Below are 20828 nucleotides of genomic sequence, written 5' to 3'. Positions count from 1 at the left end.
TTCTTCGTCCGGACATAATTCTTTTCGCAGGCGGAACAGATGGTGGGAATATTAGTAGTATTGTTAGATTGGGGGAACTAATCTCGCTTGCAAACCCTAAACCAAAATTTGGAGAAAAAACAAAAATACCATTAGTATATGCTGGAAACAAAAATGCTCAATCTTTTATAAAATCACTATTCTCTAATCAATTTGACTTGCACATAGTTCCAAATTTAAGACCTACTTTGAAGGAGGAAAACTTATCTCCGGCACAAAAGAAAATTCATCAACTCTTTATGGATAATGTAATGGAGCAAGCACCTGGTTATGGTGATGTTAAAAAATTCGTCTATGATGCTATCATTCCCACACCATCCGGAGTAATCAAAACATTAAAACTTATCAGCAAAAAATTAAATCAGAATGTTATGGCAGTTGATATTGGAGGAGCAACTACTGATATCTTTTCAAATATTTTGGGAAGATATTATCGGACAGTTAGTGCTAATTATGGAATGAGTTATAGTATTTCTAATGTTATGGCAGATACCGGTTTTGAAAATATCAAACGATGGTTACCAAATGAGATGTCAGAAAATTATATTAGAAATTACATAAGCAATAAAATGCTTTATCCTGCATATATTCCCAAAGATAACTATCAGCTTGCTATTGAGCATTCAGCAGCTCGTGAAGCAATAAGAATGGCAAAAAAACATCATATGAAAATGCACTTCAATACAGTAAAAGTTGGCTTCTTAAATAAACTAAAAGAAAGAGATTTTGACAAGTTTGTAGAAATCTTTTATATTGAAAAAATGAATGATAAACGAAAGTTTCATCAAAAAGATATTAATATTATGATTGGCGCTGGTGGAATTATTTCTAATTCTCCAAATATACGACAAGCATTGATTTGTGTAGTTGATGGACTTAATCCTCAGGGTATAACAGAAATCTGGCGCGATAACCATTTTATCTCACCACATTTAGGAAAGTTGAGTGATATAGACCCAGACCTTGCTTTAACACTACTTGAAAAAGAATGCTATCAAAAAATCGCATTGGTAATTAAACCCATTTACAAAAAAATGAAAGAAGACCAAAAAGTTCTATCAATTACAATTAAAAGTAAAGAAAACGAAATCAAATACTCTATCAATAGTAATGAAGTAAAATTTATTCCAAATGAGAAAAATGAAAAAAATCAGATAGAAATTAAATTAGAAAAAGGATTTTATCTACAAAATTCTGAAGGAAAAATTAGTCTTACCTCTGAATTACCGATTTTAATAGATACAAGAAAAAAAGAGCTTACATCATTCAAAAAAATGAGTCAAGAATTAAATCTTTACAAATTTGATAGTTCGCAGAAAGAATTAAATGAATGTTTTGCGGAAATGTTAGAGAAAAAAAATATTGAATATGGAACACATACAATAAAAAGGTCTTTGCCATATAAAGGCGAAATTCTGGTTAATGTTGGAGATGAAGTTCAGCCAAATACATTGATTGGTGAAAATCGTTATGACCCGCCTAAAATCTATGTCTTGTCTGTTTTCACTCTGGATTATTTAGAGTTAAATCCTGACCTAATGAGGCAAAGTATCCTTGTTAAAAAAGGGGATAAGATAAATTTTGGACAAAAACTCATAGATACACACACAAGCAGCTTAGCTATTGCTTTTTCAGGAAAGACTACAGTATATCGTTCACCTGTTCGGGGAATTGTAGAAGAAATCAACTTTGAAGCAGGCACAATAATCTTACGAGAAATCCAAGACTACTCAACTAAACCTGTTACTGTAAATGTATCTAAGAAATTGGGTATTTCTCCAAAACATCTTAAGGGCTATTTGAAGAAAAAACAAGGGGATTTTGTTAATGCTTATGAATCCCTTGCATTAAGGTCAGATTCTTTTGAGAGAGGAAAGGCAATCTTTATTCCTGCCCCTTCAACAGGTACAATTACCAATATTAACTTAGAAAAAGGGACTGTTACAATTCATTACAAAAAAGAGCCATATCAAAAATTTGCTGGTGTAACTGGTAAGGTTATTGAAGTTGAAAAGAATTTATCAGCAGTAATAGAATATGAAGGAAGCAATTTATGTGGAACTATCGGTTTTGGTGGCGAGGCAACGGGTGAATTGCTTTCTCTTGCAGGAAACTCTTTTGAACTCTCAAAAGAGAAATATAAGAATAAGATTATTGTTTGCTCTGAAAAAATTAGGTTTGATACTTTAAAACAAGGAGCAGAAGCAGGAATCTCGGGAATTATTGCACCATCTATTGACAATAAAGATTTAGTAAAATTTATTGGAGAAGAGATAGGAGTTGCATTGACTGGTAGCGAAAAAATCCCCTATCCAATTATTTTAACTGAAGGTTTCGGGGATTTTTCTATGAATGATAGTTATAGGAAATTCTTCAAAAAATCCGATAAAAAATTGGTATATATTAATGGTTACACACAGATTCGTGCAGGAGTTGTTAGACCAAAAATTATTGTTTTTTGATATGGAGTACTGAAAGTTCGCCCTGAATAAATTCAGAACTCGTTTTCGCCTTGCTTCGCCGTAGCTACGCGAAGGCAGGCACTCCATATAAAATCACTAAAATTTTATTAAAATATGAAGAAAATCAAAATCACCATTTCTGGCAGGGTGCAAGGCGTCTGCTTTCGTTATTTTGCTTATGAACTTGCTCTTAAGTTGAACATCAAAGGATATGTAAAAAATTTGTGGAATGGCGATGTTGAAGCGGTTACCATTGGCTCTGAACAAAATGTTGAAAGATTCTTAAAACAGATAAAAATCGGACCACCAGCATCAAGAATTGATAAGGTTGAACTACAAGAAATACCTGATTCAATAGATTATGATACATTCAAAATCACTTATTAAATTTGTTCTTATTTTCTCGCTTTTAGGCTTGTCAGGTTTCTCGCCAAGTCCCAAATATATTACTAAATCCGAGAAATACCACATTGTTAAAAAAGGAGATACATTATACTCTATCGGCAAAAAGTACGGTCTTTCAATAGAAGCATTAAAAAGAATCAATAATCTGACTTCAGATAAAATCCTGGTTGGACAGAAAATATACATTGTTGAAAAAAAGAGTTCACAACAATATTATGTAACCCAACGAGAAATTCCAAAATCGGGCTATCATCTTGTTAAAAAGGGTGAGACTCTGTATAGAATTTCCAAAATGTATGGACTTTCATTAGAAGAATTAATGGAATTCAATCAACTTTCCTCTTACACGATAATGGCTGGAGAAAAAATTTGGCTGAAATCTATACCCAGTAAAACAGTTGTTATTCAAAAAAAAAGTAAGTCCAAAACTATAAAACAAAAACCGGTATCAACCTCAAAACCTAAACTTCATATAGTAAAAAAAGGTGAGAACCTTTATAGAATTGCATTAAGATATAACCTTTCAATTTATGAATTAAAACAATATAATAATCTGAGTTCAACTAAGATTTTTGTAGGTCAAAAGCTTTTATTAGAACCCAAAAAAGGTTCTTTGGAAAAATATACTAAAATTAGACCCAAAATCCCATCTAAATATTTAAAGAGATATGGTCTTATATGGCCCTGCAATGGAAAAATCACATCACCATTTGGAATGCGTGATGGTAAGCCTCACAAAGGACTGGATATTTCTGCTCCTGTCGGAACTCCTATAAAATCTGTATTAGACGGTGAAGTTGCATATACAGGCTGGCAAAGAGGTTATGGCAATGTCATTATTCTGAAACACGACCACAGTCTTATGACCGTTTATGCTCATAATGATGAAAACTTTGTAGAAAAAGGTGATAATGTGGAAAAAGGTGAGAAAATCGCAACTATTGGTTTGACTGGAAACACAACAGGGTCTCATGTCCATTTTGAAGTAAGATTGGATGGAAGGGCAATGGATCCGGAGAAGTTTTTACCATAATTTAAGTATTTGCAATAATTCAATTTAATTAGAAAAAAATTGACAAGAATGTTTCTAAAAAAATAAGTATGAGCCCACTCTAAAAAGGTCAAAAATGAAATATTTTGATATTCTCTTTTAAATTGGGAAACCGTTGAAACGGTTGGGTATTTCTATCTTCTTATTAACACCCAACTTAAGTTGGGTGTTAATGAAACCATAACCTGCCTATAACCGTTTTAACGGTTTATAAAAACATAAATATGACTTTTTATAGTGGACTCAAGTATATAAAATAAAAAAATAAAAAGAGGATTAATGGAGAACATAACGCTTCCCAAAAACGAATATCTATCCCGATATATCGGGAAAAAGAGAGATACAACTCTTAAGTAATAATGATTTTCCTAAAAAAGTTAGAGAACTAATAGATATGCTGTTTGAGGAGAAATACTGTTTATTTATGAGTGATTATACTGACGACCTAACTGAATATTCCATCCGCCAACTCCGAGACGGAGTCGCGATTCATCGGGACTGGCGGATGAGAAGGACTGGAAAATAGGTGAAAGCAGGTGGGATCCTGATATATCAGGATAAGCAATCTGAATTAGTTGAGTTATTCAAAATACATGAGTTATGCAAAATAAGGTTTTTTTGACCTCACCTCAATCCTCTCCGCCAGCTGGCGGAGAGGAAGACAAAATTCTCCTTCTCCTTGCAGGAGAAGGAGTTAGAGGTTGAGGTTAATTAAAAGTTTTCTATAATATTTCCATAAAAAAATGAAAACTATCTATTTTGCAGATCTCATCCATTCAAAATACAAGAAAGGGGAAATAAACTATGAAAAATTATTTAACAAATAGTATATTTCTATCCTGGTTTTGGAAAAGGTTATTCCTGCTTCCTATTTGCTTTCTTGTGATTAATTTTTCAACTCCGATTTCTTTTGCTCTTAATACTACAAATGTTAAAGCCAGACTGGTTTATTCATCCAGATGGAAAGAGCCATTTACAGAGAAACAAAAAGGCCAAAGGTCTGGAGGTAAATTTGATGTTTTAGTTAATTCAGCTGTTTATGATAGTTTAGAAAATCATTTACTTCAATATTCCAATGATTTAGAAAATGAAAATGAACCTTACGATGTTTCAATTTATGACTGTGATATCAATTCGCCAGACTCTTTAAGAAATTTTTTAAGACAAGAGTATGAGCAAGACAATATTGCTGGAGCAATTTTTGTTGGCCAGTTTCCTCATGTAATGTATCAGGGAATGGCTAGTATGGGTACCATTTACCAAGAATTTCCAACAGAAACTTTTTTTAGAGATGTTGATGGTTCATGGCTAGACACTTTAATGTATGACCCTGATACAAATACTCTAATTCCCGGCTCTGATGGAATTTATGATACACATATTGATGGTAACGGTGATAGGGAAACTGAAATTTATTTAGGAAGAATTGATGCAAGTAACTTAACTTATGGTAATAACATATTTGGAGGAGAAATCCAAAGACTAACAAATTATTTTGAAAAAAATCATAGTTATAGGATTGAAGAACTAACAAGTTCAGATAGTGCTTTAATTTACTTTGATGACTGGGCTTACCACCAAGCTCCAAGTGCAATATTACAATTAGGACAGGTTTATCCAAATATTGTTGCAATAAGTGACACAAATGAAACTACTGCTGATGATTATAACATAAGATTACAGCAAGGCTACCAGTTAATATGGCTTGCTGCACATTCAAACTCTATGAGCCATGGATTCCAGGCAAATGGTGAGTGGGATAATATCTTTAATTCTGAAATTCCAGGTATAAATCCTCAAACTTTATTTTATCTTATCAATGGCTGTTATTCGGGATGGTTTATTAATCCTGATTGCATGTTAAATCATTATGTTTTTTCTTCTGATAAAGGCCAAATAAGTATTGGTTATAGTGCAAGAGCTCCTTCACCTGTTGGTATTTATGATATGGATGGTGTTGGTTTTTTTTCAACTTTAGGAAATGAAGGAAATTTTGGAGAATCACTTAATGAAATTATTGATTTGGATATACTTAATCAAGGGCAAGATCCATGGAAACCTAACGGTTATGCAATGGTTTTACTTGGTGATCCGACACTAAAACCAAGATATGGGAATGTTGGTGTAGATGACTGGCATCATTCTCCAATAGCTAATGTCTTGTATCAGAACTATCCAAATCCATTTAATCCCGATAAAATCGGGACAACCACAATTTCATTTCATTTAGCCACGGATTTGCACCCGTCCTCCGCAGTAGCAATGCTACGGAGGGTGGACAGATTAACACAGATAAAAATTTATAACCTAAAAGGGCAGTTGGTAAGGAATTTCTCAATTGTCAATCATCAATCGTCAATTATATGGGATGGCAGAGATGAAAATGGAAATCAACTTTCTAATGGAATTTACTTCTATCAACTGAAGACTGAGAATTATAGTGAAGTTAAAAAGATGATTTTGATACGATAAGACTTCTCCAACCATATTCTAAGACCTTCAATCAGTCACCTAACAGATTGAAGGTCTCTTTTTATTGACAGAGAATAATTTTTCTTAATAAGAAGTTCAAAAATAATATTCAAAAAATTAGGAATATAAAATGCAAAAAATATCTTTCATAATTGTTATACTATTCTTATTATCAACTATACTTTTAGCCCAGGATTCTTTACAATGGACAGATTCATTTCCTGAGGCAATAGAAAAAGCAAAAAATGAAAACAGAGTAATTATGATAGACTTCTCTTCAGACAGGTGCGGATGGTGTAAAAAATTGCATGAAACCACATTTCAGGACTCTAATGTAATTGAGCTATTAAAGGATAATTTTGTGCCCATAGAGATAAATACAAGTATTGAAAAAAATAGGGATTTTGCTAACCATTACAATGTAACTGGACTGCCAACAATCATTTTTGTTAATCCTGTCCACTCCCCCCCGATTAAATCGGGGATTGGATCGGGGACCGCGGGGACAGGTGAAATTGATAGAATTATTGGTTATCTGCCTGCTGAACAATTCATTAAAAAAGCAAGCTTTATTCTAAATAATAAAAATTATTTTTCAAACTTACTTAAAAATGCTGAATTACATCCTGATAGCATTGACATTCATAAACAACTTGCAGAGGTCTATAAAAGGCGAGGGAACTATGACAGAGCAGAAGAAATATATAATTCTATTTTAAAAAGAATAGAGAAAGCCAATCCTTCAGACACATTAATTATGGAAATCCCGGAAATTCAAGCAGAAATTGCAATGTTATATTATAAACGTTATCAATATACTGAATCATTAGAAAGATTAACTCAAATTGAGACTGAATACCCAGATTATTCAGACCTGGATATGATTCTTTTCAATCATGCATTATGCCTTTATAGATTGAAAAATTTCCTTGAAGCAAAAGGTGCTTTAGAGAAAATACTCTATGATTTCCCCGAGAGTTCTTTAAGAAAAGACGCCGTAGAATTCATAAATTACATTAACTCTACAGTAGAGCAAGAAAAAATCAAAAAAAATTAAATATTTCTTGACGATTAATAATATAAGACTTAAATTTTCTATAAATTTCAATAGTAGTTTAAATCATATTTTATAAAAAATTAACAGGAGGATGTAATGAAGATTAAACCTATTGATGACCGTGTTCTTCTTCAATCAATAGAAAATGAAGAGAAAAAGGTTGGAAATATCATCATTCCAGATACTGCAAAAGAGAAACCACAAATTGGAAAAGTTATTGCAGTTGGAAATGATGAAGACCTTAAAAAGATTGTCAAAGAAGGTGACAAGGTTATTTATGCTAAATATGGTGGAACTGAAATTGAACTTGAGGGAACAAAATATCTTATTGTCCAGAAGTCTGATCTCTTAGGAATTATAAAGTAATTTCTATTACATAATATTTATTCCCAAAAAAGAAGGCGACATTTGAGATGTCGCCTTCTTTGTTTAAGATAATATAATAAAAAAATTTACGAATATCTTACACAAGCCAATATCTATTTTGTGCACCTCTTTTAATAATTCCCTTTAATTCCATATTAAGAAGCATTGCAGATATCCGGGCTGGGGAAAAATCTGAAAGTGTAACCATCTCATCTAATCCAAGATTTCTATCATTTTTCTGTAATAATTTATAGACTTCTCCCTCCTCTTTCGTCATCTTTGGAGTAATTTTTTCAGATTCAACTTGCATCTTAATATGATATTCTTCTAAAATATCCTCTGCTTTAGTAACAATTTTTGCACCTAATTTTATCAAATAGTTTGGTCCCTCACTTTGAGGAGAATTGATATTTCCAGGTAAAGCAAAGACATCACGATTTTGTTCTAACGCCATTTTTGCAGTAAGTAATGCACCACTTGTTTTTTTACCTTCAATCACAAAAGTCCCTTTACACATCCCACTAATTATTCTATTTCTTGTTGGGAAATTCCACGCTTCAATTTTGGTTCCCAGAGGGAATTCTGAAATTAAAGCACCGGATTGAATAATATCCTTTGCAAGAGCTCTATGCACAGCTGGATAAACAATATCTAAACCAGTCCCATAAACCGCAATGGTTCTTCCGCCAGCATCAAGAGCTGCCTTATGAGCACAACTATCAATACCATAAGCCAATCCGCTTACAATAGTAAATCCTGTCCTTGCTATTTCTACTCCGATTTTTATGGCAGAAAGTCTGCCGTAATTTGTTGGCTTGCGTGTGCCGACAATTGCAATAGCTCTGCTGTCTTGCGGCAAAATCTCTCCTTTAATATATAGAAGAATCGGCGGGTCATAGATAAATTTTAACAAATCAGGATATTCCTCATCAGTGATAGATATAAGTCTAACATCATATCTTTCTAACAATTTTAATTGATTCTCAATAAATTCCTCATTCTCGTTTTTTGAAATTTCATTAACTGCATTTTTAGAAAGAAAAGTTAAATTAGATAATTGATGTTTGTTGGCGTCAAAAACTTTTTCTGGAGAATGAAAAATCTTCAAAAGTCTACGAATTTTCCCCTGTCCTATGCCTTTAATAGAAACTAATTTTAACCAGTCACGATATTCTTTTTTATCCATCTAATCTCTCTCTTGAAGAATTTGATATACTTTATTTTTTAATGCTGAGATATTTTCACCTGTAATAGCTGAAATGGCTATAACATTTTTTCTTATATTTTTTGAAAAATTCTTTCTTATATTCTCTATTCTTTCTTTTTTTGTATCATTGGATAAAAGGTCAACTTTATTCAATACTACCAAAAATTTTCTTTTATCAAGATTTTGATTATAAAGATGCAATTCATTTTTTAAAATTTCAAATTTTTTTAATATATTTTTTGAAGTAATATCTATTAAGAACAGCAAGATTTTTGTTCGTTCAATATGACGGAGGAACTGGTCGCCTAATCCTTTTCCTTGATGAGCACCTTCTATGATACCCGGGATATCAGCTATAACAAATGTCTGATAAGAGCTTAATTTCACGACCCCAAGGCAGGGTTCAAGCGTAGTGAACTCGTAATCAGCTATTTTAGGATGAGCAGATGAAATATGACTTATTAATGTAGATTTGCCAGCATTTGGGAATCCGACAATGCCCACATCTGCCATTAATTTAAGCACTAATTCCAGATATTTTTCTTCACCCAATTTCCCTGATTCAAACTTTCGTGGAGCTTGATTTGTTGGGGTTGCAAAAGCTGCATTTCCTTTTCCGCCTTTTTCCCCTTTAGCTAAAGTTATCTTTTGACCTTCATAGGATATATCTACTAATTTTCTAATTCGTTTACCATTTTCATTAAGTTCAAATATTTCAGTTCCCAAAGGCACCTTTAATATTTTATCCTTACCTGAATGACCTGTTTTATTAGAACCTTGACCATGTTGTGCTTTTTCGCCAGAGAAATGCTTATTATATTTAAAGTTCAAAAGCGTATTAAGATTCTCATCTCCAATTATAATTACATCTCCACCTTTGCCACCGTCTCCACCGTCAGGTCCACCAAATGGAACATATTTTTCATGACGGAAACTCAAGCAGCCATTGCCACCTCTTCCGCCTTTTACTTTTATTCTTGCGTAATCAATAAACATAAAAAATGCTCACTTTGTTCGCTGTCATAATGGCTAAAGCCGTCATTCGCTCACTTCGTTCGCTGTCATTGAGTCATTTGCTCCTTCGGAGCGTCATTTATAGTCATTATGCTTCGCGTCATTGGGTCATTAAGTCAGTATGTCATTAGGTCATTAAGTCATTGGGTATTGATGTCATTTTTTCGTTTTCCTGTTGAGTTGATATAATTGTTTAGTTTCAAAGCGATTTTCTCAATATCTTCTTGTAAGGCCTGAAAATCAGCATCACTGAGCAACCCCCTATTATGTGATTTTGTTAGCCGTGTCTTTGTTTCGTAAAGAGAACCTCGACTATAATAGCAGAATTGTCTATTCTCTTTATAGAAAAATTTGCCATAACCTTCACCCAAATTTGCGGAGATTGAGTCTGCTGACCTGACCAATTGTTTGCTCCCGATATTTATCGGGATGTCTTTTGCAAAATAATTCCACTTAGCAACAACTTTCCAGATATGCTCTCCCAGCTTCATTGTAAGTTGATAAACTTCAAGTTCTTCTAATCTCATATAAATGCTCCTCATTAATGACTTAATGACCTAATGACTCAATGACAGTATTTATTGGCCAATATTTATAATTTCCTCACCATATTTTTTTTTCAACTTATCTACAGCCCAAGAAATGTTAGCAAACTTTTTCTTATAAATAAAGAGTATCAATTCTTAATTTTTTAGCATATAATCTTGTGCATATTTTACATAATGTTCTGCTGATTCAAGAATTTCCTGATAGTGTTTATCAGGCACATCTCTTTTGATTTTTGCTGGCATTCCAATTATCAATGAGCGAGAAGGAGCTTTGAAATTCGCTAAGACAACAGCACCGGCACCAACAATAGACCCTTCCCCTATCACTGCTCCATCCCAGATAATACTTCCAGTTCCAATTAGGCAGTTATCTTCAATTGTACATCCGTGAAGAATTACTCCATGACCGATTGTAACCCCAGAGCCGATATTCAGCGGTGCAGTCTCGTTTGTAACATGAAGCACACAATTATCTTGCACATTTGTTTTTTCACCAATTTTAATGTAATTCACATCACCTCGCACAACAGCATTAAACCAGATACTGCTATAGTTTCCTATTTCCACATCCCCTATTACCTTTGCACCTTCTGCGATGAAAACATCTTTGCCGATTTTGGGCTTTGTGTTTAGATATTTTAGAACCATTTTGACTCCTATAAATGAATTTCAAAAAAACAATTGCAAATTTAGCGGTATTACTTTGTCCTTATCTTTCCTAAAATATACCTGCCATCCCTTGCTAAGACCTTATAGTTTCTATCATAGAGAACTGAAAGTAATGGCTTAAGTTTCGTGTTTTTATTCTGCCAGGAGTATTTTACCTCACCGATAAAAATCGTGTGGTCACCACTTCTTATTTGTGATACAGTTTTGCATTCAAAATTTGCAACTGCATCAAGCAAAATAGGAATATCAGAGAGTTTCCCTCTCCTAACTTTAATATCAAATTCCCTAATCTTGTCAATATCTCTACCAGATGTAGTACCACAAGCAAGGGTCTGTTCTGCCATTTTGGTTGAAGGAATTGCTAAAACAAATTTTCTGTTTTCAGATAAAAGTTTATAAGAAAATCGTTTATGTGCAATAGAAATGGCAAACATAGGCGGTTCAAAAGAGGTATGCATAAACCACTGCAAAGTAATAATATTAGGTCCACTATCCTCTGATTTTGAAACGACTAATGCCAAACGGGCTGGCTTATTCATTCTTTTTATTGCATCTACTCTACTACATTCTATCATAATAATCCCTTTCTTCGTCTGATAAAAAGTTCTGAGGAAATTAATAAAATTGCAACAACAGGAATATACCATTTTTTCCATAATTCAATTTCTGTGGTTAATACAATTTGCTTCGGCTCTCTTCTTATAGTTAGCAAATTTTCAAAATCTTTTTCATTCTCAACAATTTTACCATCTGTTTGGGATGCAATAAATTTTAGGAACGAGGTATTAATTCCAGTAGAACTTTCTTCAAGGGGAAGAGATTCAATCAAGAATTCGCTTTTATCAACAAGCAAATTATTCCCTAATACACATTCTACTTTATAATGGTATTTTCCTTTTGTCAAGCCATCTAAAGTTATCAAATATTTATTATCCTGTTCAGTTAAGTATTTTTCTATAATTTTATCGTCTTTTTTTACTTTTAATAAAATATCCTGATTTGAAATCATATTCATTCTTTCGTCAAAAATCAAAGTGGAAAAATCTACTGGTTCACCTTCCATATACTGAAGTTTATCTGTTGCACAAATAAAACGCTTCTTAATGTCGGTATTGATAAGCCATTGGACAATTGAATTAAAAAACTCATCAAACCACTCACTTTGCGGGTCTTCCCACATTTTCCAAAGGTAGAAACTATTTGCAGCAAGCATCAAAACATTTCCATCAAAATATGACGAAAATGCAATAACAGGATTCTGAGTTGGCACATCTGCGATAGCAAGAACCTCGGCATTTTTCTGTGGAGAATAAAAATAGGTGGCAATTGGTGGAAGTTCTTCCAATATTTTTTTCATCTCTTTTCCGCTTTCTCTAATTGAAAATGTTTTATAATCATCAGCTAATGAGGTAAGCAATAAATTCACATTAACTTCTTTTATATACTTACTTTGATATAATGGTAATATATCATTTAATTCTTTATCAACTTTATCAATATACAGTATATTTCCACCCCGTTTGACAAAATTCTTTATTTCATTATATGTTTTATCTGTAAAACCAAACCTATTTCTATTATGCATTATTAAGATGTCAGATTTAACCAAAAAATCTGTCACAGAAACTTTATCATTCTCTAAATAATAGCCATCTTTTCGTTTCTCAATAAGATTAAGTTTCAGCTTTTCATTTTTTGCCAAAGCTTTATGAATAAATGCGACATCCCAATTTAATTGTGAAGTAATCATAAGTATTTGAGCACGATCTTTCACAACATTCAGTAAGAACTCCCTTTGATTATTTATTAAATTTGATTCATTTTCTTCTTTCAATTCCACGGAAATTCTCATCTTTTTAAATCCGATATTCGTTGGTATGTATGAAATCAGAAATTCATTTGATTTTTCTATATCTGAAAAATCCTTGCTGGAAACCAATTTATCCTCATCCCACAATTTCACAACAATATCTTTGCCATACAGATTACCTTCTACTACAACCTTTATTTCAGTTTCTGTATTAAGATAAACAGGATTATTTGTAATAACATCTTTTATCGCTATATCTAAATACTTTGGATTTTCTCCAAGAATGGCTACTGAAACTGGTATATTAATCTCTTTCAATATAGGAAAATTATTGTTGTTATGATTTAGTCCGTCTGAAACAAGAATTATATCGGAAAGGTTCTGGTCTTTTTCTTTTTTTTGAATTTCATTTAATGAAAGAAAAATATCTGTTTTTAGAGTATCGCTTTGTAGTCCATTACTAAAATTATAAGTTTTATAATTAATATTTTTTTTATTAAGAAAATCTTCTAATTTTGAAACAAATTCTTTTGAAATCGTCTTTTTTGTCATCTCGTTTGCAAAGATTTGATTCATGCTTCCGCTCATATCAAGTGCAATTGCTGAAAAGGGTTGTTGTTGTTTTTTCTTATGAAAATGTAAGATTGGGGTTATCAAAAGTATCAGCACAACAAAGAAGAACAAAAAGCGAATTATACCAAGTATCCACTTTAAAGAAGTTGAGATATGCGGATTTGTTTTATGATAGTAAAAAAAAACAAGTAATGCTGATATAATTGCTAAAACAAAAAAAATCATTGCTAAATTTTCTCAATAATTTTTAATTTTTTTACTAAATTCATTGCAGCATTTTGCTCAGCTGCTTTTTTAGTTTTCGCATTTCCTTTTGATTTATACTTATCAATCACTTTTACTTTAACATAAAATTTTTTTCTATGCTCCGGACCAGATTCTTTTATTATTTCATATTCAGGATTTTCACCAAATTTAGCTTGAGACCACTCCTGTAAGTAACTTTTGAAGTTTTTTAAATCTTCGGCATTTACCGCATCTTCCCAATTGCTTAATATCGTATTTTCAATAACATATTTGGTTTCCACATAAGAACTATCCAAAAATATTGCCGCAAATAGTGATTCCATAGCATCTGAGTTGATAGAAATATTTTTTTTTAATTTATTCTTCAATCCATTATCTCCAATAAGAATATATTTACTAAGTTCAATCTCTCTGGATTTTTTGTATAGGAAATTTTTACTTATTATTTTTGAGCGTATTTTTGATAAATTGCCTTCATTTTCATCTGGAAATTTGTTATACAAGAATTCCGAAACAATTAATTCTAAAACAGAGTCACCTAAGAATTCCATTGTCTCGGATTTATTTCCCATTGGAGATTTATTGGTTTTTATTCCCTTCATAAAGGACTTATGTGTTAATGCATCTTCTAATAGTTTTTTGTTTTTAAATGAGTAGTTTATTTCCTTTTCTAAATCATTAAGGGACTTTCTCCAATTATTTATTTTTTTATTGTGGTTTGAAATAATTTTTCCAACTGCGGCACTCTTGTTTTGTTTCATAGTTTTTTAGTTATTTTTAATGGATTTATGCAAAAAAGACAGACAAAAAACGACCCAATGACTTTTTGGCTCACAATGTCCAAAATGAGTTATTGCAAATTTGTAATTCTTTATAATGCTTATATCTAAATACAATCTATGATTGTTTGTGTGAATCTGTGGTTAGATACTAATCTATTCCTTTGAAAATAAGAACAGCATTATGACCGCCAAAACCGAAAGAATTACTCATTCCATATTCAATTTGCAAATCAATAGTTTTTTTAGGATTATAATCCAAATCACATTCAGGGTCGGGTGTAAAAAGATTAATTGTCGGATGGATCTTCTGCTCTTGAATTGATTTAATTAGAATCATTGCTTCTATTGCACCTGCACCACCAAGTGTATGTCCCATCATAGATTTTGAAGAATTAATTTTTAATTTATAGGCATGTTCACCAAAAACTGTTTTTACTGCTGCGGTTTCACATTTATCATTGAGCGGGGTTGATGTGCCATGAGCATTTATATACTGAATATCCTGAGGTTGAATATTCGCATCCTGAAGGGCATTTCTCATTGCTTGTGCACCACCTGCCCCATTTGGTGCAGGCATTGTTATATGAAAGGCATCACTGGTAGCACCGTATCCCACCATCTCGGCATATATCTTTGCTCCTCGTTTTTTAGCATGGTCATATTCTTCTAAAATAATTGTCCCGCCTCCTTCTGAGAGCACAAATCCATCTCTCTCCAAATCAAATGGTCTACTTGCTGTTTCTGGTGAATCATTTCGGACAGAAAGGGCTCTCATAGCAGAAAATCCAGCGAGTGTAAATGGAGTTACAGCTGCCTCAGAGCCACAAGCAATTACCACATCCGCTGCTCCAAATTTTATAGCTCTATAAGCCTCTCCTATTGCATTCGCACTTGAAGCACACGCAGATGTAATATTGAAATTAATCCCTCTTGCATTAAAGTGAATAGCAATTCTCCCAGCAGCTATATTTGATATCATCTTAGGTATAAAAAATGGACTGACTTTACGCGGTCCTTTTTGAAGAAAGACTGCTGTCTGGTGTTCAAAAGTTTGCATTCCTCCAATTCCTGTTCCAGTTATCACGCCTAATTTCATATGTTGAATAGAGTCTAAATCTGCATCTTTCATTGCCTGAATAGCAGATACCAATGCATAATGGCAGTATTGATCCATTTTGCGTGCTTCTTTTCTATCTAAATACTCAAATACATCAAAATTTTTTACCTGGCCAGCTATTTTTGAGGCAATCTCAGTATCAAGTCCTTCTACACGAGAAATACCTGATTTTCCCAAACATAGATTTTTCCATGTCTCTTCAACACTATTTCCTAATGGATTTATTGTTCCTAATCCTGTTACAACAACTTTTTTTGGTTTCATTATTTTTCCTTTCAAAAAGAGGGAAAACCCACATCCCTGTCTATGTCATTTGTAAGTTTGGGGGTCTAAATGAGGACAAAATGGACAGTAGACAGGTCTGTGGGGGGTATTATTTTAGTTTTTCTTCAAGATATTCAATCGCCTTGCCAACTGTAGTTAATTTTTCAGCATCCTCATCAGAAATTTCTATATCAAATTCTTCCTCAAACTGCATAATCAATTCTACGGTATCCAGAGAATCTGCGCCAAGGTCTTCAATGAAAGCAGCTTCATCTGTGACTTCATTTTCTGTCACGCCTAATTGCGTAGTTATGATTTCCCTTACTTTCTCTTTGATGCTTTCGTCCATTCTTTCTCCTTTATAATATCCGATTATATCGGAAATTACTAATTTCTTTTAACTTTAAATCATCCCACCATCAATTACAATAACTTGTCCAGTTATATAATCTGAATCTTCACAACATAAAAAAAGTGCCAGATTCGCTACATCTTTTTTGGTACCAAATCTTTTTAAAGGGATGTTTTTAAGATAGCTTTCTTGTATTGGTTCCGGTAATTTGTCAGTCATTTCAGTTTTTATAAAACCCGGAGCAATAGCATTAACATTGATATTTCTTGAAGCCAGTTCTTTTGCAATTGATTTTGTAAATGCAATTATTCCACCTTTAGAAGCAGCGTAATTAGCTTGCCCGGCATTTCCTATTAAACCTATTACTGAAGCAATATTTAGAATCTTTCCTTTTCTCTGTCGCATCATAACTTTAGATACTTTTTGAGTAAACAGGAATGTGCCTGTCAAGTTTACTCTGATTACAGCTTCCCAATCTGCAAGAGTCATCCGCATAAGTAACTTGTCTCTTGTTATGCCAGCATTATTTACAAGGATATCTATTGATTCAAATCTCTCTAAAACCCTCTTTACACAACTTTCAATTTCATCTTCCTTTGTTATGTTACATTTTACCCCGATTATATTGGGATTTGCAACTTTTATTGATTCAACAGTTTTATCTATTTCTTCCTGAAGAATATCAACTATAACTATATTTGCGCCGTTTTCTGAAAATTTTTCAGCGATACATTTTCCGATTCCTCTGGCACTACCGGTGATAATGGCGGTTTTTCCGGACAATTTTTTCATTGGAGCTCTCTCTCCATCCCATCCAGAACCTTATCTACATCTTCCATCTTATCAACATTATATCTATTAGTATTTCTATCAATAGCTTTTATCATTCCAGAGGCAATCTTGCCCGGACCAAACTCAACAAAAGTGTCAACTCTGTTTTTTATCATATATTCAACACTTTCTACCCATCTAACTGGAGATTTGATTTGTTGTGTTAGGTTCTCCATTATCTCTTTTTGCTCTGTCTCCGGTTTTGCTTTGAAATTAGATATTACAGGAATCTTCGCAGTTTTGAAAGAAATTTTATTCATTTCTGCATTTAGCCATTCAGCAGACTTAGCAATCAAAGGTGAATGGAACGCACCGCCAACTATTAGTTCAACAACTCTTCTTGCACCAGCATCTTTACATTTTTCCATTGCTTTAGAAACAGCCTTATCTTCACCACTAATTACGGTCTGTATTGGAGTATTAAAATTTGCAGCTATAACAGTTCCAGAAATATTATCACAAATTTCAACGATAATATCTTTGTTGAGACCAATTATTGCTGCCATTTTGAAAGGGACATCTTTACTTGCTTCAATCATAAATTTTCCGCGTTTATGAACTAAATAAAGTGCATCTTCCCAATCAAGAACATCAGCCACAACAAGAGCAGAGAATTCACCTAAGGAATGACCAGCAACAAATTTTGGTTTAATATCACACTTCTTTTTAAAATATTTATATGCAAGTATACTATGTAAGAGAATTGCTGGCTGGGTATTATGAGTTTTCTTCAACTCAGCCATTGGACCTTCAAACATAATGTTTTTAAGGTCATAGCCAAGTTTTTCATTGGCAATATCAAAGTAGATTCTATATTTAGGAATATCGTAGAATTCCTTTGCCATTCCAACATATTGAGCACCCTGACCGGGAAAAACGAAAGCAATATTTTGTATATCCATTTTTAGTACTTAATTTACTTTAAGCAAAGAGTTAAATTTTATTATCACGAAACCAATAAATAATTTCAAATTCCAAAATCCAAATTTCAAATGAAATCAAAATGACAAATGCCTAAATATTTTATATTTGAAATTTGCCATTTCTTTGTCGAATATTTATGTAATGCACCATCAGTATCTAAGCAAGACACTTCCCCAGGTAAAACCAGCTCCAAAAGCGTCTAAAAGAACCAAGTCACCTCGTCTAATTCTACCTTCTTCCACTGCTTCTGCAAATGCGATTGGGATACTTGCTGCTGAAGTATTTCCATATTTTTGAATATTTATAATTACTTTTTGAGGTGGCATTTTTAATCTCTTTGCAAGAGCATCTATTATTCTCAGATTGGCTTGATGAGTAATTAACCAATCTAAATCCTCACCAGTAACCCCATTTCTTTCCAAAATTGTGACAGCAGCATCAGCCATTGCCTTAACTGCTGCTTTAAATATCTTATTTCCTTCCATATACACTGTATGAAGGTTCTTTTTTACAGTTTCTTCAGAAGCAGGCATTCGTGAGCCACCTGCTGGCATATAAAGCAGGTCTCCATATTTTCCATCAGCAGAGATGTAAGTATCAATAATTCCGGAGACCTCACTTTTTTTTGCTCGGGTAAGAACTGCAGCTCCAGCTCCGTCTCCAAAAAGCACACAGGTGCCTCTATCAGTCCAATTCGTAATTTTGGTAAGAAGTTCTACGCCAACAACCAATGCATTCTTTGATATACCGTTTTCAATGAACTGTTTAGCAATAGTAACTCCGTAAATAAAGCCACTACACCCAGCAGAGATATCAAATGCTGGAATTGGATGAAGTCCTAATTTCTTTTGCAAAATACAAGCGGTAGATGGAAAAAGATGGTCTGGAGTAATAGTGCCAACGATAATTAAATCAATATCCTTGGGTTTTATATTCACAGTTTTGAATAATTTTTCAATAGCCTTATATGCAACATCTGACGAGGCAGTATTCTCATCGGATATACGGCGTTCTATCATTCCTGTTCGCGTCCTTATCCATTCATCAGAAGTATCAACTATCTTTTCCAGGTCAGCATTGGTTAGAATTTTTTCAGGCACTGCCATACTTATTCCAGCAAATTTTACTTTATAATCACTCACTTTTCTTCTCCTTATAGTTACAATAATATTCTTTGATGTGCTCTAAAAATTTTGATTGTTTGGAAAAACTGGCAAATTTGATTGCGTTGCAGATAGCTTTGGCATTAGAGCGTCCATGAGCAATGATAGATATTTCATTAATTCCTAAAAGGAAGCCACCACCATATTCAGTATAATCTAATTTTTTCTTTATATGTTTGACAGCAGGATAACTCAAAATTGCACCAATCTTTGCTACCCAATCATTATTGATTTCTTGTTTCAATATTTCAAATAATGAAAATGCAACACCCTCAACTGTTTTCATCATAATATTTCCAATGAAACCATCACAAATAATCACATCTGCTACACCTTTTAGAATATCTTTACCCTCAATATTACCAATAAAATTTATAGATGCCAATTTTTGTAATCTACGATGGGCTTCTATTGAAACCTCATTTCCTTTTTTACTTTCCTCGCCAATGTTGATTAAAGCAACTTTTGGGTTTTTCTTTTTGAGAAAATAAGCCGAATATATGCTTCCCATTTCTGCAAACTGTACTAAATTATCAGCATTACAATCAACATTTGCACCGACATCAAGGACTATTTCAGGTTCTGAAATTGTTGGTAGAGAGATTGCTAACCCAGGTCTGTTTACTTCGGGAATTCGGCCAAAATTAAGTAATGAAGCTGCCATAACAGCACCTGTAGAACCAGCACTAACAAGAGCATCTGCTTCGTGATTTTTTACAAGATTAACAGCATTGATTAAAGATGAATCCTTCTTCTTTTTTAACTCAGAAATTGGCTTGTTAGATGGATCTATACGCTCTGTTGCATTAATGATAGAGATGGAATTCTTAGGATAATAAAATCGTTCTAATTCTTTTTTTAAAATGGCTTGATTTCCTACTAAGAAGATTTTGGAACAGAATTTATCATTTGCAGCAAGAACCGCACCCTCTACTTCTGGATACGGCGCTCTATCACTACCTAATGCATCTAAAGCGATTTTCATAATGATAGTAAATTAGTAAACTGAAAAATAATTACCAAAATCCTTTATTTTTCTGAGATTGAAATAACTTTTTTCCCTCTATAGAATCCACAATGTGGACAGGCAAAATGTGGACGCATCTGCTCTCCACAATTCGGGCACTTTATAGTAGCTTCTATGCTTGCTTTATAATGAGTTCTACGCTTTCTACTTCTTGATTTTGAAGTTTTCCTTTTCGGTACTGGCATTCTATTCCTCCAAAATAATCCACCAGACCCGATTCTATCGGGACTCCGTCTCGGAGCTGGCGGAAAGACACATATTTTTCTACCTAAATAATTAAAATTGAAAAAATTTTATTATAAATTTGATGTCAAGTATTTTGGTAGTTGTATTATTTTTCTAAAAAATAAAGAGGAAAATCTTATTATTGAAGATTCTCCTCTTCACGATTATAATATTTGTCGCTTTATCTCATCAGAATTTATTCTACGAAGCTTTAACGAAGTAGA

At 33.0% G+C, this 20828-nt stretch carries 20 protein-coding genes; 6 read left to right on the top strand and 14 right to left on the bottom strand.

What is annotated here, in order from left to right:
* The 6 genes from U9R23_03355 to U9R23_03330 all read left to right on the top strand — a co-directional run.
* The coding region (locus tag U9R23_03355; protein MEA3475467.1) for a glutamate mutase L at positions 1 to 2501 on the top strand (2501 nt) is incomplete at its 5' end.
* Between the two features lie 114 nt (positions 2502 to 2615).
* Complete coding sequence (locus tag U9R23_03350; protein ID MEA3475466.1) at positions 2616 to 2888, top strand: acylphosphatase; 273 nt, start codon at positions 2616 to 2618, stop codon at positions 2886 to 2888.
* Positions 2863 to 3939, top strand: coding sequence for a LysM peptidoglycan-binding domain-containing protein (locus U9R23_03345; protein ID MEA3475465.1), 1077 nt, complete (start codon positions 2863 to 2865; stop codon positions 3937 to 3939). Before U9R23_03350 ends, U9R23_03345 begins: the two co-directional genes overlap by 26 nt.
* Before the next feature lie 822 nt (positions 3940 to 4761).
* Positions 4762 to 6429, top strand: a complete 1668-nt coding sequence (locus tag U9R23_03340) for a FlgD immunoglobulin-like domain containing protein (protein MEA3475464.1) — start codon at positions 4762 to 4764, stop codon at positions 6427 to 6429.
* Between the two features lie 130 nt (positions 6430 to 6559).
* Positions 6560 to 7486, top strand: a complete 927-nt coding sequence (locus tag U9R23_03335) for a thioredoxin fold domain-containing protein (protein ID MEA3475463.1) — start codon at positions 6560 to 6562, stop codon at positions 7484 to 7486.
* 96 nt (positions 7487 to 7582) lie between these two features.
* A complete protein-coding gene (locus U9R23_03330) occupies positions 7583 to 7852 on the top strand; it encodes a co-chaperone GroES (GenBank protein MEA3475462.1) in 270 nt (89 codons plus the stop codon).
* A 97-nt stretch (positions 7853 to 7949) separates the two neighbouring features.
* Here the strand turns inward: U9R23_03330 and dprA are convergent, their stop codons facing one another.
* From dprA to rpmF, 14 genes are all read right to left on the bottom strand, one after another.
* Positions 7950 to 9038 carry a DNA-processing protein DprA gene (gene dprA / locus U9R23_03325; GenBank protein ID MEA3475461.1) on the bottom strand — a complete coding sequence of 363 codons (1089 nt, stop codon included), beginning with the start codon at positions 9036 to 9038 and terminating at the stop codon, positions 7950 to 7952.
* Positions 9039 to 10055, bottom strand: a complete 1017-nt coding sequence (gene obgE, locus U9R23_03320; protein ID MEA3475460.1) for a GTPase ObgE — start codon at positions 10053 to 10055, stop codon at positions 9039 to 9041.
* A gap of 158 nt (positions 10056 to 10213) precedes the next feature.
* On the bottom strand, positions 10214 to 10600 hold the full coding sequence (locus U9R23_03315) for a four helix bundle protein (protein ID MEA3475459.1): 387 nt from the start codon (positions 10598 to 10600) through the stop codon (positions 10214 to 10216).
* Between the two features lie 156 nt (positions 10601 to 10756).
* Positions 10757 to 11269, bottom strand: coding sequence for a gamma carbonic anhydrase family protein (locus U9R23_03310; GenBank protein ID MEA3475458.1), 513 nt, complete (start codon positions 11267 to 11269; stop codon positions 10757 to 10759).
* A 50-nt stretch (positions 11270 to 11319) separates the two neighbouring features.
* Positions 11320 to 11865: a flavin reductase family protein gene (locus U9R23_03305; protein ID MEA3475457.1), complete on the bottom strand. Its 546-nt coding sequence runs from the start codon at positions 11863 to 11865 to the stop codon at positions 11320 to 11322.
* Positions 11862 to 13898 (bottom strand): hypothetical protein, encoded by a 2037-nt coding sequence (locus tag U9R23_03300; GenBank protein MEA3475456.1) that lies wholly within the window; start codon positions 13896 to 13898, stop codon positions 11862 to 11864. The genes U9R23_03305 and U9R23_03300 overlap by 4 nt, the downstream gene beginning before the upstream one ends.
* 2 nt (positions 13899 to 13900) lie before the next feature.
* The gene (rnc, locus tag U9R23_03295) at positions 13901 to 14680 is read right to left on the bottom strand and encodes a ribonuclease III (protein ID MEA3475455.1); all 780 of its coding nucleotides are present in this window, start codon (positions 14678 to 14680) and stop codon (positions 13901 to 13903) included.
* A gap of 169 nt (positions 14681 to 14849) precedes the next feature.
* Complete coding sequence (fabF, locus tag U9R23_03290; protein MEA3475454.1) at positions 14850 to 16082, bottom strand: beta-ketoacyl-ACP synthase II; 1233 nt, start codon at positions 16080 to 16082, stop codon at positions 14850 to 14852.
* 109 nt (positions 16083 to 16191) lie between these two features.
* On the bottom strand, positions 16192 to 16431 hold the full coding sequence (gene acpP, locus U9R23_03285) for an acyl carrier protein (protein ID MEA3475453.1): 240 nt from the start codon (positions 16429 to 16431) through the stop codon (positions 16192 to 16194).
* Between the two features lie 54 nt (positions 16432 to 16485).
* Positions 16486 to 17226, bottom strand: a complete 741-nt coding sequence (gene fabG, locus U9R23_03280; GenBank protein ID MEA3475452.1) for a 3-oxoacyl-[acyl-carrier-protein] reductase — start codon at positions 17224 to 17226, stop codon at positions 16486 to 16488.
* Positions 17223 to 18167 carry an ACP S-malonyltransferase gene (gene fabD, locus U9R23_03275; protein MEA3475451.1) on the bottom strand — a complete coding sequence of 315 codons (945 nt, stop codon included), beginning with the start codon at positions 18165 to 18167 and terminating at the stop codon, positions 17223 to 17225. Before fabD ends, fabG begins: the two co-directional genes overlap by 4 nt.
* A gap of 171 nt (positions 18168 to 18338) precedes the next feature.
* A complete protein-coding gene (locus U9R23_03270; GenBank protein MEA3475450.1) occupies positions 18339 to 19331 on the bottom strand; it encodes a beta-ketoacyl-ACP synthase III in 993 nt (330 codons plus the stop codon).
* A complete protein-coding gene (gene plsX / locus U9R23_03265; protein ID MEA3475449.1) occupies positions 19324 to 20337 on the bottom strand; it encodes a phosphate acyltransferase PlsX in 1014 nt (337 codons plus the stop codon). Before plsX ends, U9R23_03270 begins: the two co-directional genes overlap by 8 nt.
* Before the next feature lie 44 nt (positions 20338 to 20381).
* Positions 20382 to 20564, bottom strand: a complete 183-nt coding sequence (gene rpmF / locus U9R23_03260) for a 50S ribosomal protein L32 (protein ID MEA3475448.1) — start codon at positions 20562 to 20564, stop codon at positions 20382 to 20384.
* Positions 20565 to 20828: the final 264 nt, after the last annotated feature.

The sequence above is a fragment of the Candidatus Cloacimonadota bacterium genome, from assembly GCA_034722995.1.
Taxonomy (GTDB): Bacteria; Cloacimonadota; Cloacimonadia; order JGIOTU-2; family JGIOTU-2; genus JAGMCF01.
The sequence above is the reverse complement of the archived record's forward strand: the minus strand, read 5'-3'. Positions and strand labels throughout refer to the sequence as shown.